The sequence below is a fragment of the Acidovorax sp. Root275 genome, assembly GCF_001428965.1.
Taxonomy (GTDB): domain Bacteria; phylum Pseudomonadota; class Gammaproteobacteria; order Burkholderiales; family Burkholderiaceae_C; genus Acidovorax; species Acidovorax radicis.
The window spans coordinates 26042-40158 of record NZ_LMJH01000007.1 but is presented as its reverse complement, the minus strand read 5'-3'; the positions used below and the strand labels follow the sequence as shown (position 1 = coordinate 40158).

14 protein-coding genes are annotated in these 14117 nt (G+C 67.1%); 6 read left to right on the top strand and 8 right to left on the bottom strand.

Features of this window, described 5'->3' with window-relative positions; translation table 11 throughout:
• Positions 1 to 88 precede the first annotated feature (88 nt).
• Together ASE52_RS09580 and ASE52_RS09575 are read left to right on the top strand one after the other, a co-directional pair.
• Entirely contained in the window at positions 89 to 1402 is a 1314-nt protein-coding gene (locus ASE52_RS09580) for an O-acetylhomoserine aminocarboxypropyltransferase (protein WP_057225842.1), read from the top strand.
• 85 nt (positions 1403 to 1487) lie between these two features.
• Entirely contained in the window at positions 1488 to 2306 is an 819-nt protein-coding gene (locus tag ASE52_RS09575) for an alpha/beta hydrolase (protein ID WP_057225701.1), read from the top strand.
• Between the two features lie 43 nt (positions 2307 to 2349).
• Here ASE52_RS09575 and ASE52_RS09570 read toward each other — a convergent pair whose 3' ends face one another.
• Positions 2350 to 3600 (bottom strand): DUF418 domain-containing protein, encoded by a 1251-nt coding sequence (locus ASE52_RS09570; protein WP_082606829.1) that lies wholly within the window; start codon positions 3598 to 3600, stop codon positions 2350 to 2352.
• A 123-nt stretch (positions 3601 to 3723) separates the two neighbouring features.
• Here ASE52_RS09570 and ASE52_RS09565 point away from each other — a divergent pair, with 123 nt between their 5' ends.
• Positions 3724 to 4059, top strand: a complete 336-nt coding sequence (locus ASE52_RS09565; protein ID WP_010457794.1) for an Mpo1-like protein — start codon at positions 3724 to 3726, stop codon at positions 4057 to 4059.
• 96 nt (positions 4060 to 4155) lie between these two features.
• On the opposite strand, the gene ASE52_RS09560 is transcribed toward ASE52_RS09565, so the two are convergent.
• Entirely contained in the window at positions 4156 to 5451 is a 1296-nt protein-coding gene (locus tag ASE52_RS09560; RefSeq protein WP_035198662.1) for a YihY family inner membrane protein, read from the bottom strand.
• 21 nt (positions 5452 to 5472) lie between these two features.
• Here ASE52_RS09560 and ASE52_RS09555 point away from each other — a divergent pair, with 21 nt between their 5' ends.
• The 3 genes from ASE52_RS09555 to ASE52_RS09545 all read left to right on the top strand — a co-directional run bounded on the left by ASE52_RS09555 (position 5473) and on the right by ASE52_RS09545 (position 8007).
• On the top strand, positions 5473 to 5922 hold the full coding sequence (locus ASE52_RS09555) for a DUF2069 domain-containing protein (protein WP_198928096.1): 450 nt from the start codon (positions 5473 to 5475) through the stop codon (positions 5920 to 5922).
• Positions 5923 to 6021: 99 nt separating this feature from the next.
• The gene (locus ASE52_RS09550; RefSeq protein WP_057225695.1) at positions 6022 to 7446 is read left to right on the top strand and encodes an FAD-binding oxidoreductase; all 1425 of its coding nucleotides are present in this window, start codon (positions 6022 to 6024) and stop codon (positions 7444 to 7446) included.
• A 93-nt stretch (positions 7447 to 7539) separates the two neighbouring features.
• A complete protein-coding gene (locus tag ASE52_RS09545) occupies positions 7540 to 8007 on the top strand; it encodes a GNAT family N-acetyltransferase (protein WP_057225693.1) in 468 nt (155 codons plus the stop codon).
• Positions 8008 to 8192: 185 nt separating this feature from the next.
• Here the strand turns inward: ASE52_RS09545 and ASE52_RS09540 are convergent, their stop codons facing one another.
• The 6 genes from ASE52_RS09540 to dalD form a co-directional block, all read right to left on the bottom strand.
• The gene (locus tag ASE52_RS09540) at positions 8193 to 8681 is read right to left on the bottom strand and encodes a GNAT family N-acetyltransferase (protein ID WP_057225834.1); all 489 of its coding nucleotides are present in this window, start codon (positions 8679 to 8681) and stop codon (positions 8193 to 8195) included.
• Positions 8678 to 8956, bottom strand: coding sequence for a hypothetical protein (locus ASE52_RS09535; protein WP_057225832.1), 279 nt, complete (start codon positions 8954 to 8956; stop codon positions 8678 to 8680). Before ASE52_RS09535 ends, ASE52_RS09540 begins: the two co-directional genes overlap by 4 nt.
• Positions 8957 to 9028: 72 nt before the next feature.
• Positions 9029 to 10066 carry a PfkB family carbohydrate kinase gene (locus ASE52_RS09530; protein ID WP_057225692.1) on the bottom strand — a complete coding sequence of 346 codons (1038 nt, stop codon included), beginning with the start codon at positions 10064 to 10066 and terminating at the stop codon, positions 9029 to 9031.
• 31 nt (positions 10067 to 10097) lie between these two features.
• Positions 10098 to 11591 (bottom strand): xylulokinase, encoded by a 1494-nt coding sequence (gene xylB, locus ASE52_RS09525; protein ID WP_057225690.1) that lies wholly within the window; start codon positions 11589 to 11591, stop codon positions 10098 to 10100.
• Positions 11592 to 11738: 147 nt separating this feature from the next.
• The gene (locus tag ASE52_RS09520) at positions 11739 to 12674 is read right to left on the bottom strand and encodes an AraC family transcriptional regulator (RefSeq protein WP_057225687.1); all 936 of its coding nucleotides are present in this window, start codon (positions 12672 to 12674) and stop codon (positions 11739 to 11741) included.
• A 41-nt stretch (positions 12675 to 12715) separates the two neighbouring features.
• Positions 12716 to 14107 (bottom strand): D-arabinitol 4-dehydrogenase, encoded by a 1392-nt coding sequence (gene dalD / locus ASE52_RS09515; RefSeq protein ID WP_057225686.1) that lies wholly within the window; start codon positions 14105 to 14107, stop codon positions 12716 to 12718.
• Positions 14108 to 14117 lie beyond the last annotated feature (10 nt).

The following is a 14117-nucleotide window of genomic DNA, read 5'->3' as shown; positions in this document are numbered from 1 at the left end:
AAGAGCAGCGCGGCAGGCGCTGTAGACAATTTGCTACCAAATATAGCCCACAATGCCCGGCTGAATTGACAACATGGGAGACACACAGATGCCCGGTTACTCCGACCCCGGCTTTGACACGCTGGCCCTGCACGCTGGCGCCAGCCCCGACCCCGCCACCGGCGCACGCGCCACCCCCATCCACCTGACCACGTCGTTCGTCTTTGAATCGAGCGACCATGCGGCCTCGCTGTTCAACCTGGAGCGTGGCGGCCATGTCTACAGCCGCATCAGCAACCCCACCAACGCGGTGCTGGAGCAACGCGTGTCGGCCCTGGAAGGCGGCGTGGGCGCCATCACCACCGCCAGCGGCCAGGCAGCGCTGCACCTGGCCGTGGCCACATTGATGGGCGCCGGCAGCCACATCGTGGCCAGCACAGCCCTGTATGGCGGCTCGCAGAACCTGCTGCACTACACGCTCTCGCGTTTTGGCATCGAGACCACCTTCGTGAAGCCCGGCGACATCGACGCCTGGCGCGCCGCCGTGCGGCCCAACACCAAGCTGTTCTTTGGCGAGACCGTGGGCAACCCGGGCCTGGATGTGCTGGACATCCCCACCGTGAGCGCTATTGCCCACGAGGCGGGCGTACCGCTGCTGGTGGACTCCACCCTGACTTCGCCCTGGCTCATGCGGCCGTTGGAACATGGCGCCGATCTGGTCTACCACTCGGCCACCAAGTTCCTCTCGGGCCACGGCACTGTGGTGGGGGGCATCGTGGTGGATGGCGGAAGTTTTGACTGGGACGGCCCCAAATCCGCCGGCAAATTTGCCGAGCTGACCCAGCCCTACGACGGCTTTCACAACATGGTGTTCACCGAAGAAAGCACTGTGGGCGCCTTCCTGCTGCGCGCACGCCGCGAGGGCCTGCGCGACTTTGGCGCCTGCATGAGCCCGCACACGGCCTGGCTCATTCTGCAGGGCGTCGAGACCCTGCCGCTGCGCATGGCGCAGCACATGCGCAACACCGAGAAGGTGGTGGAATTCCTGGCCGCGCAGCCCTTTGTGTCGCGCGTGGGCCACCCCATGCTGGCATCGCACGGGAGCCATGCGCTCGCGCAAAAGTTGCTGCCGCGCGGCGCAGGGTCGGTGTTCAGCTTTGACCTCAAGGGCAACCGCGAACAGGGCAAGAAATTCATCGAAACCCTCAAGGTCTTCAGCCACCTGGCCAATGTGGGCGACTGCCGCAGCCTCGTGATCCACCCAGCCAGCACCACCCACTTCCGCATGACCGACGAGGCCCTGGCCAGCGCGGGCATCACCCAGGGCACCATCCGGCTGTCCATTGGCCTCGAAGACGCCGATGATCTGATTGATGACCTCAAGCGCGCGTTGAAAGCCGCCGAGAAAGCAGTAAACCCATGAACCCCCACGCTCATCACTTCGTGTATTCGTTGCCCCCCAAGGGGGCGCAGGCCTCCCTTGGGGCGGCCCGGCGGGAGTCCTGACCATGCACCTCCAAGTCAACGGCGCTGCCATCTATTGCTACACCGGCGGCAAGGCATTTGATGCCGCCAAGCCCACGGTGGTGTTCATCCACGGCGTACTCAACGACCACAGCGTGTGGGCCCTGCAAAGCCGCTACATGGCCAACCATGGCTGGAACGTGCTGGCCGTCGACCTGCCGGGCCACTGCCGCAGCGGCGGTGAAGCCCCCGCATCGGTGGAACAGGCGGCCGACTTCATTGGCGCACTGCTCGATGCCGCAGGCGTGCAGCGCGCGGCGCTGGTGGGGCACAGCTGGGGTTCTCTCATCGCCATGGAAGCCGCCGCGCGGCTCAAGGACCGCGTCAGCCACCTGGTGCTGGTGGGCACGGCCTTCCCGATGAAGGTGTCGCCCGCCCTCATCGAGGCCTCGCAGAGCGACCCCGAAAAGGCCCTGCGCATGGTCAACGTGTTTTCGCGCAACACGCTGGCGGCGCCCCCGTCGGCGCTGGGGCCGGGCACCTGGGTGTTTGGCGCCAGCATGGCGCTGGGCCGCAAGGTGCTGCGCAGCAACCCGGCCGTCAACGTGTTCCACCGGGGGTTTGTGGCCTGCGACAGCTATGCGGGGGGCGAGGCCGCCATGGCGCAACTCACCTGCCCAGTGCTGTTTGCGCTGGGCGCGCAGGACCAGATGACCGCGCCCAAGGCCGCGCAGGGTTTGATCAGTGCTGCACGTGCAGCGGGCAAATCGGTGCAGGTGGCAAACCTGCCGGTGGGCCACCACCAGATGACCGAGGCACCGGAAGAAACGCTGTTCGCGCTGCGCGATTTCCTGGCCCGCTGATCCCGCAGAGGCAATACACGCCGCTGGCCTGCCGCACCGCAGGTCAGCGTGCGCCACGCCGCCAGACAGGCCACTGCCAGAGCGTGAAGGCCCGCAGCAGCCACTCCACCGGGCCATAGGCATGCATGGCCATCCAGCGGCGGCTCCACGCCAGCTGGGTGGCGTACAGCACCAGCACGCCCAGCACCACCCACCCTGGCGACACCTGGCCCACCAGCGCCAGGCCATAGGCCGTGAAGACCAGCGCCCCCACCAGCGACTGCAGCAGGTAGTTCGACAGCGCCATGCGTCCCGCAGGCTCCAGCACCGCGCCCAGCCGCTGCCCGGCAGGGCCGCGCTGCAGAAGCCACAGCAGCAGCGCAACATAGCCGAAAGTAAGCAGCGGCGCGGTGGCCAAATCCACCGCCAGCGCGGCCAGGCCCACCTGCTCGGGCTGCTGGGCCCCGCTGGCCCCAGACTGCACCGAGGCATAGAACAACGCGCCCGCCACACCCACAGGCAGGCAGCACGCCATCCAGCGGCGCAGCCGCGCAGGCTGCCGCGCCACGGTGGCCAGATAGCCGGTGCGGTGCGCAGCCAGCCCCAGCAGAAACATGGCCAGCGCACACGGGCCCTGCACGAATACCAGCACAAACCACACGCCCTCGGCCATGTCCCGCCCACGCTGCGCAATGGCCTCCAGGGCACTGGCGCGATACGCCTGCGCGGCCTGCTGCGCCTTCGCGTGCAGCTCGGCCAGGGGCAGGTCCATCGGCGGCACCTGTGCCACCAGCCAGGCCAGCAGGCCCCAGCCCCCGGCAGTGGCGCCCAGCAGCGCCAGTGCCAGCACCACCGCCGTGGCCGGACGCACGCCCCGCCACACGAGCAGCAGTAGGCCCAGCAGCGCGTAGGTGACCAGGATGTCGCCCGCAAACAGCAGCCACGCATGCCCCAGCCCCAGCAGCAAGAGCCCCAGCAGGCGCCGCAGAAAGCGCGGAACAAAAGCGCTGCCGGCGCGCTGGGCGGCGTCCATCTGCAGCGCAAAGCTGTAGCCGAACAGCAGCGAGAACAGCAGGTAGAACTTGGTCTCGAAGAGGAAGCTCACCAGCCACCGCACAGCGTGGTCCACGGGCCGCGAGAAGGCCGGGTCGGACACCCCCACGCCAAAGTAGGTAGAGGCAAAACTGCCCGCATTGACCATGAGGATGCCCAGCAGCGCAAAGCCGCGCAGTGCATCGATGGCGTGCTCGCGGCCCACTGACGGGGCACTGCCAGGTGGGGTGGTGGTGGATTCAATGGAAGTCATCATGGCCATAGTGGCAGAACCTGTTCAAGGACAGCCCGCAACAACCCCTGTCCATCACGGCACAGCATTTTTTGGGGCCTGGGCGTATAAAGCGATTGGCACCGGGGCAGTCCCGCCCACAAGGAGACAACGATGGACATCAGTGCACCCCACACCCCCACCGACCCGCGCACCTTCAAGCGCTTTGCCGACTTCTACCCTTTCTACCTGAGCGAGCACAGCAACCGCATCTGCCGCCGGCTGCATTTCGTGGGCTCCACGCTCACCCTGGTCTGCATGGCCATGCTGCTGGCCACGGGCAAGCCGCAGTACCTGCTGTACGGGCTGCTGTGCGGCTACGGCTTTGCCTGGGTGGGTCACTTCGGCTTTGAGAAGAACAAGCCCGCCAGCTTCAAGCGGCCGCTCTACAGCTTCATGGGCGACTGGGTGATGTACAAGGACATCTGGACGGGGAAGGTGCCGTTCTGAAGCGGTGATTCGCCACAGCTGCCACGGCGATAAATTCAAGTAAAAACAGGCCCTAGCGCTTATCCAACAAGCGCAAGCAGCTATATTTTCGATAGCTTACACCGACCCTGCCCGCAGCGCGCCCTGGGCGGGGTCAGCGCCAGCACCCGGCTGCAGCACATCCTCCAGCAGCAATCCGTCCAGCCGGGCCTGTGACCACAGCGGCTGTAGGCTCTCGGCGCGCTCCAGCAGCAGGCGCTGCACCAGCGGTGCGAGGGGTGTCGCGCCCGGGTTGGCCAGCAGCACATAGCGGGGCTCGGGCACATCCGATGCGTCCACGGCCGCATCGTTGACCTGGCCCACCCAGTCCAGCGCGGTCAGCGCCTCCAGCACCGGGGCCAACTGCAGCACGTCCACCCGCAGCAACTGGGCGAGCTGGCCGGGGCGCAGGCCTTTGAGGGGCTGGTGGCGCACGCGGTGCAGCTGCTGCAGCACCTCCACCGCCAGCTGAAACGTCCAGCCCGCCACCGTGCTGCGCCGCGCCACACCGGCCAGCAAACTGGGCAAGTAGGCCGTGACCACCGCCCCCAGCAGCACGATGACCCAGGCCACATAGATCCACACCAGCAGGATAGGCAGCGTGGCAAACGCGCCATACACCACCGAATAGGTGGGCACCTTGCCCAGGTACAGCGCCAGCACCTTCTTGGCCAGCTCGATGCACACCGACACGAACAGCCCGCCCGTCCAGGCATGCCGCCACTTGACCGGCGTGTTGGGCACATAGTGGTACAGCGACGCCATGCCGCCCGCGAGCACCACGAACTGGATCGAATCGAACAGCAGCTGCACACCATCGGGCAGGCGCTTGACCAGCCCGCCCGAGGCCGACATCACATACGACGTGAGCGCCAGGCTGGCCCCCATGAGCAGCGGGCCGAGCGTGATGGCGGCCCAGTAGATCAACACCCGCTGCCCCAGCGGCCGCAGCCGCTGCACGCGCCAGATGTCGTTGAGGGTGCGGTCGATGGTCAGGATCAGCGCCAGCGCCGTCGCCAGCAAGATGCTGAAACCGGCCACACCCAGGCTGCTGGCCTTGGCCGCAAACTGCGTGAGGTAACCGAGCACCTGGCGCGAGATGCTGTCGGGCACCAGGCTGTTCACCAGCCAGCCCTGCAGCGCATCCTGCAGCTTGCCGAAGATGGGGAACGCCGTGAACACCGCCAGTGCCACGGTGAAGAAGGGCACCAGCGCCAAAATGGTGGTGAAGGTGAGGCTGCTGGCGGTCAGGCCCAGGTGGTCTTCACGGAACCGCTCGCGCAAGGTCTGCGCAGTGGTCCGCCAGGGAAAGTGCGACAGCTCGGTCATCAGCGCTTCGGTGCGCGACGCTACTGTCTGTAAGGAAAAGGGCATGGCCGATATGATGCCACCCCAATGACTGCCTCCCCCGCCGCCCCAGCCGCCGCTTCCGTGCCCGCGCTCCCCTCCGACAACTCCGTGGCCGCCACGCGCTGGGTGGCCACCGGCTGCCTGCTGGCGCTGATCGCGCTGTGCCTGGCGTGGGAGCTGGTGCTGGCACCGCTGCGCCCCGGCGGCTCCTGGCTGGCGCTCAAGGCGCTGCCGCTGTGCATTCCGCTCGCCGGCGTCCTCAAGAACCGCATGTACACCTACCGCTGGGTCAGCCTGGTGATCTGGCTGTACTTCACCGAAGGCGTGGTGCGCGGCTGGAGCGACAAACCGCCCTCGCAATGGCTCGCCTGGGCCGAGGTGGCGCTGTGCCTGGTGCTGTTCACCGCGTGCACGCTGCACGTGCGGCTGCGCCAGCGCAATGCGAAGGCCGCGGCAGCAGCAGCGGCAGTCCCTGCGGCCACATCGGCGCCCTGATGGCTGTCAATGCATGTTGATGCCATCGATGCCGTGAACACCCTGGATGCTGCTGCCACCGCTGCCACACCCTTTTCCTGACTTTGAAAAAGCTCTGCCATGACCACTTTGCTTGACACCCTGCGCACCCTTGTCGGCCCCGCCCATGTGATCACCGAAGGCGATCTCTCTGCCTGGGAGCAGGACTGGCGCCGCCGCGTGCGCGGCAAGGCCCTGGCCGTGGTGCGCCCCGCCAGCACGCAGGAAGTGGCCGCCGTAGTCAAGGCCTGTGCCGCAGCGGGCACCTCCATCGTGCCGCAAGGCGGCAACACCGGCCTGGCCGTGGGCTCCACACCCGACGACTCCGGCACACAGATCGTGCTGAGCCTCACGCGCATGAACGCGGTGCGCAGCGTGGACACCGACAACCTGACCATGACCGTGGAAGCCGGCTGCATCCTGCAGAACCTGCAGGACGTGGCGCAGAACGCGGGTGTGCTGTTTCCCCTGTCGCTGGCGGCCGAGGGCAGCTGCACCATCGGCGGCAACCTGGGCACCAACGCGGGCGGAACGCAGGTGGTGCGCTATGGCAATGCACGCGACCTGTGCCTGGGCCTCGAAGTGGTCACCGCCCAGGGCGAGGTGTGGGACGGCCTCAAGGGCCTGCGCAAGGACAACACCGGCTACGACCTGCGCGACCTGTTCATCGGCAGCGAAGGCACGCTGGGCATCATCACCGCCGCCACGCTCAAGCTCTACCCCGAGCCCGCAGCACGCCTCACGGCCTGGGCCGCCGTGCCGTCGATGGAACACGCCGTGGCGCTGCTGGGCCTGGCGCACAAGCAGCTGGGCGCGGGCCTCACGGGCTTTGAGGTGATGGGGCAGTTTGCGCTGAGCCTGGTGGGCAAGCACATGCCACAACTGCGCGTGCCGTTTCTGGGCGACGAGAACGCGCCCTGGTGTGTGCTGCTCGAAAACTCCGACAGCGAATCCGAAGAACATGCCCGCGCCCGTTTCGAAGCGGTGCTGGAAACCGCGTTCGAGCTGGGCTGCGTGACCGACGCCGTGGTGGCCGAGAACCTCACCCAGGCCAGCCAGCTCTGGCACATCCGCGAAAACATTCCGCTCGCGCAGGCCGAGGAAGGCCTGAACATCAAGCACGACATCTCCATCCAGATCTCGCGCATCCCCGCCTTTGTGGCGCACACCGATGCGGTGCTGCAGCGCGAAATCCCCGGCGTGCGCCTGGTCAACTTCGGCCACCTGGGCGACGGCAACCTGCACTACAACGTGCAGGCGCCCGCCGAGGGCGACCCCAAGGCCTTTCTGCGCGAGCACGAGGCGCATGTGAATCACCTGGTCTACGAAGCCGTGGCCGAGTTCGGCGGCTCGTTCTCGGCCGAGCATGGCATCGGCGAACTCAAGGCCGACAAGCTGGAGAAGTACCAGTCGCCCGTGGCGCTATCGATGATGCGCGCCATCAAGCAGGCGCTGGACCCGCAGGGGATCATGAATCCCGGGCGGGTGCTGCAGCCACGCGCCTGACAGACGGTGGCCCCACAAGGCCACAGCCCCCGCACATCCCTTGCGCCCCCTGTTCACCGCCCATCCGCAACCCTTTCCAGGAAGGCCCATCCCATGACCGCTACCGTTTCCGTGCGCCCCGTTCAGTCCGAAGACTACGCCGCATGGCGGCCGCTCTGGGATGGCTACAACGCGTTTTACGGCCGCTTTGGCGCCACTGCGCTGCCCGAACACATCAACGCAACCACCTGGCAGCGCTTGCTGGACCCGGCAGAGCCCGTCTTCTGCCTCGTGGCGCAGGACACTGCGGACGGCAAGATCCTCGGGCTTGCGCATTACCTTTTTCATCGCAGCACGACACGCATCGATCCGATCTGCTACCTGAGCGACCTGTATACCCACGAAGCCGCACGGGGCCGGGGTGTGGGGCGTGCGCTCATCGATGCCGTCTACGACGCGGCACGCGCGGCCAGATCGTCCCGGGTGTACTGGCAGACCTACGAAACCAATACCACCGCGCGAGTGCTGTACGACAAGATGGCCAAGCACCACGGGTCCATCGTCTACGCGCAGGAACTCTGATCAACGCCTGCCAGCCACGCCGAGATTTACTATTAAAACAATAGCTACTTGCGCTTACGCATCAAGCGCCAGAGCCATTTTTTATCAAAATTCTCACTTCCAACGGCGACCACAACCCTGATGAACAGGGCACTCGGCGGGGTCGTGGCTCTGGGCATCGCGGTCCACGCGGCCCAGAGCGCTCTTCAGAACACCTTGCGCATCGGCTGCGCCTGCAGCCCTGCCCAAGACTGCACTGCACCTGCGGGTTCATAGCCATTGCGGCGGTAAAAAGCCTCCGCCGTGCGCGTACTCTCCAGCTCCAGGGCCGCCAACCCCAACTCTCGCGCACGGGCCTCGGCCTCACGCAACAAGGCGCGGCCTACGCCCTGGTGCAAGGCCTCTGGCACCACATAGCAAAGCGCCAGCGTGGTCCGCGTCAAAAGGGCAAAACCCACCATCGCCTCCCCGCAGTACGCAGCCCACGCCGTTGCATCGGGTGCGGTGATCCACGCGGCCACGTTCTCTGGGGTCTTGTTGGCCAGCCATGCGGCGAGGATGGTGGGGTCGCTACCGTGGTCGGGCGCGCAGCAGTGGGTGATGGATTGACGGACGACGGTGCAGGCGGCCTGTGCTGCATCGCAGCCGACCGGTACGACGCATAGTGCGTGGGGCGCCTCACCAGAGGCCGTCATGCTGCTGAGCCCCATCGCACCACACTCACCAGCCCCACCGCCAGCACTGCATAGAACAGGAAGCCCGCGATGTACACCCCGTTCGCGGTCACCACACGCTGGCCGTCACGCCGAAACGACAACGCCCCTGCGGGTGCAAAGATGCGGGCTTCCTTGTTGCGCGCGTTTTCCGTGCGCCAGCGGCCCAAGCTGAGAACGCGCACCAACAGCGCACCGGTATACACCAGCAGCACCTCCACCACCGACCACAGCATCGCAACCACAAACTCTGTCATCTGCATCCTCCGCAAATTTGCGAGGGGAAATGATAGATGGCCCGAAGATAGGAACGTCTGCGGTCCCCTTACTCAAGCTGGGTCTTGGGCTGCCGGATGCAGCCGACTCCACTCGTTCGCAGCCTCCCACCCCGGTGGAACACAACCCTGCTCCATCACGCACAGGCTCGCGCTGGCCAGCGCGTGGCGCAGCGCGTGCTGGCACGTTTCAGCCGTCAAGCTTGCGACGAAATGCGCAAAACTCTCCGCGCCACCGGCAGTCTGCGCCTGCCGCAGCAGGTGAGCCAATAGCCCCGCCAGAAAACTGTCGCCCGCGCCCACGGTGTCCACCACCTGCAGCGGCTGGGCCTCCTTCGCAAAACACTGTGTACCGTTGCGATGCAGCAGCCACGCACCATCCCCGCCCAGCGTCAGCGCCAGCAGATGGGCCTGGGGGTTGGCGGCCAGCAGGTGGCGGGCGCGGGCCAGGGCGTCAGTGCCGGGCACGGCAAGGTGGTCCAGGTCTTCGTCGCTGGCCTTGATGATGTGGGCGTATGCCAGCGCGGCGTGCACCGTCGTGCGGTAGGCAACCAGGTCGGGCATGACGGAGGGGCGCAGGTTGGCATCGGCCACTACGCAGCGGCCTGCTGCGCGCTGGGCTTCGAGCCAGGGCAGGTAGATGGCGGTGTCGCATGCGTCCAGCGCCAGCGCGCCGGTGCAGACCAGTTGCAGTGCGGGCAAGGCGGTGCAGGCATCGTCCAGGCCTTGTGCCGACACGGCGCGGTCCGCCACGCCTTCGCGGTAGAAGGCGTAGTCGGGGTGGCCGTGTTCATTGAGGTTGACCACGGCCAGTGATGTGACTTGTTGCACCGGCTCGGGCTGGGCGAGCAACACGCCGTCGGCGACCAGCTGCGCGGCCAGCTCGCGGCCAAAGCGGTCGCGCGACAAGGGGTTGAGGTACTGCGTGCCCACGCCCTGCCGGGCCAGCGCGCGGCACAGGTTGTACAGCGCACCACCCAGGCACGGCAGGTAGCTGCCGTCGGGGCGGCGGATGAGATCGATAAGGGCCTCGCCTGCTATGGCGGCCTGTATGGGAGCCGTGGCCTGGGAAGTGTTGTGTACCGAAGTCATGGTGGATGTGAAGAGGATGCGGACAGCAGCGTCAGAACTGCGATTGCAGTGCCGGGTATAGCGCGACAAAGCGGGCGTAGCGCTCGGCCAGCAGGGCTTGTTGTGCGGGCTGGGGGCTGAAAGTGGCGTCGGCGGGCAGGGGCTGACACCAGTGGGCTTCGTCGCCACCGCAGGCCATGGCAGCCAGGCGGGCGGCGCCCAGGGCAGCGGCGGCGTGTGCGCCCTGGGGGCGCTGCAGCGGGCAATCCAGCGCGCTGGCCAAGAGCTGCGCCCAGGGGTTGCTGCGGGCTCCGCCGCCGACCAGCGCCAGGGCGGCATCGCCATGCCCCGCAACAGCGACGACACTGCCCTGCCCCACCCCAGCGGCGCGCATGGCGTTGAGGCCATCCAGCAGGCCAAATCCCACGCCTTCCATCACGGCGTAGGCAAGGTCGGTGGCGTCGTGCTCGGCGCGCAGGCCCATGAAGACACCGGTCGCAGCCGCATTGTTGTGCGGCGTGCGCTCGCCGCTCAGGTAGGGCAAGAACAGCGGTGCCTGTGCCTGCCGGCTGGCGGGCATGGCGCCCACGGCGTCCGACAGTTGTGCCTCATCACCCCGTCCTATGAGCCGCGTGACCCAGCCAAACGCACTGGCTGCGCTGAGCATGACGGACATGTGGTGCCAGCGCTGCGGCAGCGCATGCGCAAAGGCGTGCACGGCGCGTTCGGTGGCAGGTGCAAAGGCATCCGTCACACGAAAGACCACACCCGAGGTCCCCAGCGACACAAAGCCCTGGCCCGTGGTGCGGGCGCCCACACCCACGGCGCTGGCGGCGTTGTCGCCCGCGCCTGCCGCCACCACCACCCCATCACCCAAGCCCCAGCGGCGCGCCACATCGCCGCGCAAGGTGCCGGTGGCCGCGCTGCCCTCGGCCAGCAGCGGCATGTGCGATGCATCGAGCCCCGAGGCCTGCAGCATCGCCGGGCTCCAGGCGCGGGCCTGCACATCCAGCCACAGCGTGCCGGATGCGTCGGACATGTCGCTCACCGCATCGCCGGTGAGCTGCAACCGCAGCCAGTCCTTGGGCAGCAGCACGGTGCGGATTTGTGCAAACACCTCTGGCTCGTGCGTGCGCAGCCACAGCAGCTTGGGCGCGGTGAAGCCGGGCATGGCGAGGTTGCCGGTGATCTGGCGCGAGGTGGGCACAGCCTGCTCCAGTGCGGCGCATTCCGCACTGGCGCGGCCGTCATTCCACAGGATGGCGGGGCGCAGCACGTTGGCCTGCGCACCCAGCACCACGGCGCCGTGCATGTGGCCCGACAGCCCCACACCACGCACCTGCGCCCACGCGGCAGGCGCCTGCGCGCGCAGCTGCGCCACGGCGGTTTCTACCGCGGCCAGCCAGTCTGCCGGGTGCTGCTCGCTCCAGGTGGGCTGGGGGCGGTATTGGGCCACGGCAGCGTCGGCAGTGGCGATCACGGTCTGCGTTTCGTCGAGCAGCAGGAGCTTGACACCCGAGGTGCCTAAATCGATTCCGAGGTACATGGATGATGGGCAAATGTCAGTGAATCAAAGTTAAAGCAATGCCTCAGCCGCTTGCAACGGGAGCGCTCCAGGCCAGGGACGCCCAGCGAGGGCTACTTCGCAGCAAGGGCGTCGGCCCCTTTTCAGGGGGAAGGCGCTGCAAGCGACTCAGGGGGACTTTCCATACCGCCCCACACCCTGCTTGCGGTACTCGCTCGGCGTCATGCCCTTGATGTCCAGAAACCGGCGGTTGAAGTTGGCCATGTTGTTGAAGCCCACGTCGTACGCAATGTCGGTGATGTAGCGGTCCGTTTCCATCAGCAGCTGGCACGCACGGTTCACGCGCACCAGGTTCACAAAGTCGGTGAAGGTGTTGCCCGTGGCGCGGCGGAAGAAGCGCGAGAAGCGGCTTTCGGTCATGCCCAGCTCCTGCGCCAGGTCGGCCGCCGAGAGCGGGTCGGCGAGATGGTCGGTGATGCGGCTCACGATGGCGTTGATCTGGTCGAGCTGGGTGTCGTTGTCCTCGCTTTGCAGCTGCGTGCTCGACAGCAGGCGAAAGTCGGTGCAACGGGCCAAGTCGCTCATGAATTCGCAGAACGCACCGAACCGGGCCAGCCCCTGGCGCGCCTTGATGCGGTGCCAGTGGTCTTGGGCCTGCGCTTCCATGCCAAAGAACTCCACGCCGTGGCGCGCGCGCTCCAGCAGAGGCAGCACCTCGCGCAGCTCGGGGATGGTTTCGCTGCTGGCCACCAGCGGCGCGTGCGAGAACTGGATCACCAGGTCGCGCAGCGGCACGCCCCCTTCGGGCAGGTCCATGCTGATCCAGTTGTGCGGCAGGCGCGGCCCGGTCAGCACCAGGTGGCCGGGCTGGAACTGCCCGATCCAGTCGCCCACGAACACCTTGCCCGACGTCGCGGTGATGAGGTGCAGCTCGTACTCATCGTGGTAGTGCCAGCGCGCCAGCGGCGTGGGAAACCCGTGTGACAGGCAGCGGATGAAGCCCGCCGTCTCGGGCGACTCGTAGCCCAGCGCGGGCGAGCGCACATAGTCGTGCTCCAGCTCGGGTTTGGTCTGGCGCGGGGCAATGGGCGTTTTCACGGTCATGGCAGTGGGTAGGCGGACAGTCCGTTGAAGTTACACCAGCATCAGGCCTGCGCACGGTCCGCCACAAAAACCAACACGCGGGCGTAGGCTTTGCGCAGGGTTTCCACCAGCTTCGGATGGCTGGCCATCTCGCCCCACAGCGTCGTGTCGGCCGCAAACGCGGCGACCGGGTCGGCGACGTCGCAAATGGCGTGCGCCACGGCCGGGTCCATGGCCTGGTCCTGGTAGGTGTAGGGGATCTGCCCCGCGTGCCAGCGCTGCAGGTAGGCCAGGAACAGCGCGGGCAGCATGGCCACGCTGTCGAACGGCGCATTGCGCGCCAGCTTGTCGCGGATGGTGGGCGCGATCATGCCGGGGATCTTGGAGAACGCGTCCATCGCCACGCGCTGGTTGGTGTCGGCGATGGCAGGGTTGCCGAAGCGGTCCAGCACCACGTCGCGGTAGGCCTGCAGGTCGATGGGGCATGGCAGCAACACGGGGATCGCATCGTCGGTGACGTAGTCGTAGGCCATCTGGCGGATGGCGGCATCGTGCGTGCCTTCGTGGATGTACTGGTAGCCCGCCAGCGTGCCGGCCCAGGCAATGCAGCTGTGGGTGGCGTTCAGCAGGCGGATCTTGGCCTCTTCGTGCGCCTGCACCGACTGCACCATTTCCACGCCCACCATCTCCCAGTCGGGCCGGCCGGCGATGAAGTCGTCTTCGATGACCCACTGGATGAAGCTCTCGCCCATCAGCGCCGCCTTGTCGTCCCAGCCGGTGGCTGCGCGCACGCGCTCGGCCACGTCGGGCGTGGGGCGCGGGGTGATGCGGTCGACCATGGCGTTGGGGCTGATGGTGTGCTGCACCACCCAGGCCTTGAGCTCTGCGTCGCCCAGCGCGTCGATGAACTGCAGCAGGCCACTGCGCGAGCGGTCGCCGTTGTGGCGCAGGTTGTCGCAGTTCATCAGCGTGACGGGGCCGGCGCCCGAAGCCATGCGCGCACGCAGGATGCTGACGAGGCCGCCGTAGATGGTGTGGCCTGCCTGGCCGGCTTTCACGGCCGCGAGGTCGGCGCGCAGGTCGGCAAACGTGGGCCAGTCGAGCTGGTTCTGGGCATCGAGGTAGTAGCCCGCCTCGGTCACCGTGAAGCTGATGATGCGCGTGGCCGGGTCGGCGCCTGCAGCGATCAGCGGGGCCAGGTCGTCCTGGTAGGGGATCACGCGCTGTATGGATTCGATGACGGTGTAGCTGCGCTCGCCCTGGGGCGTGACGGTTTCGAGCGTGTAGCGGCCGCCCTGCGCCTGCAGGGCCGCGATGGTGTCGGCCATGTCGGGGCGCAGGTTGCCGCCTGCGATGGCCCAGCCCGTGTCACCTTGCTGGCGCAGCTGGTGAACGTAGACGGCCTGGTGGGCACGGTGGAAGGAGCCCAGGCCCAGATGCAGGATGAAATTCATGGTGCGTGAA

What these genes read in the sequence shown, in the direction of transcription:
- ASE52_RS09575 (WP_057225701.1), top strand. Translation starts at nt 1,488, where the DNA reads ATGCACCTCCAAGTCAACGGCGCTGCCATCTATTGCTACACCGGCGGC.
- ASE52_RS09580 (WP_057225842.1), top strand. Translation starts at nt 89, where the DNA reads ATGCCCGGTTACTCCGACCCCGGCTTTGACACGCTGGCCCTGCACGCT.
- ASE52_RS09545 (WP_057225693.1), top strand. Translation starts at nt 7,540, where the DNA reads ATGACCGCTACCGTTTCCGTGCGCCCCGTTCAGTCCGAAGACTACGCC.
- ASE52_RS09540 (WP_057225834.1), bottom strand. Translation starts at nt 8,681, where the DNA reads ATGACGGCCTCTGGTGAGGCGCCCCACGCACTATGCGTCGTACCGGTC.
- xylB (WP_057225690.1), bottom strand. Translation starts at nt 11,591, where the DNA reads ATGTACCTCGGAATCGATTTAGGCACCTCGGGTGTCAAGCTCCTGCTG.
- ASE52_RS09555 (WP_198928096.1), top strand. Translation starts at nt 5,473, where the DNA reads ATGACTGCCTCCCCCGCCGCCCCAGCCGCCGCTTCCGTGCCCGCGCTC.
- ASE52_RS09535 (WP_057225832.1), bottom strand. Translation starts at nt 8,956, where the DNA reads ATGACAGAGTTTGTGGTTGCGATGCTGTGGTCGGTGGTGGAGGTGCTG.
- dalD (WP_057225686.1), bottom strand. Translation starts at nt 14,107, where the DNA reads ATGAATTTCATCCTGCATCTGGGCCTGGGCTCCTTCCACCGTGCCCAC.
- ASE52_RS09560 (WP_035198662.1), bottom strand. Translation starts at nt 5,451, where the DNA reads ATGCCCTTTTCCTTACAGACAGTAGCGTCGCGCACCGAAGCGCTGATG.
- ASE52_RS09530 (WP_057225692.1), bottom strand. Translation starts at nt 10,066, where the DNA reads ATGACTTCGGTACACAACACTTCCCAGGCCACGGCTCCCATACAGGCC.
- ASE52_RS09520 (WP_057225687.1), bottom strand. Translation starts at nt 12,674, where the DNA reads ATGACCGTGAAAACGCCCATTGCCCCGCGCCAGACCAAACCCGAGCTG.
- ASE52_RS09550 (WP_057225695.1), top strand. Translation starts at nt 6,022, where the DNA reads ATGACCACTTTGCTTGACACCCTGCGCACCCTTGTCGGCCCCGCCCAT.
- ASE52_RS09570 (WP_082606829.1), bottom strand. Translation starts at nt 3,600, where the DNA reads ATGGCCATGATGACTTCCATTGAATCCACCACCACCCCACCTGGCAGT.
- ASE52_RS09565 (WP_010457794.1), top strand. Translation starts at nt 3,724, where the DNA reads ATGGACATCAGTGCACCCCACACCCCCACCGACCCGCGCACCTTCAAG.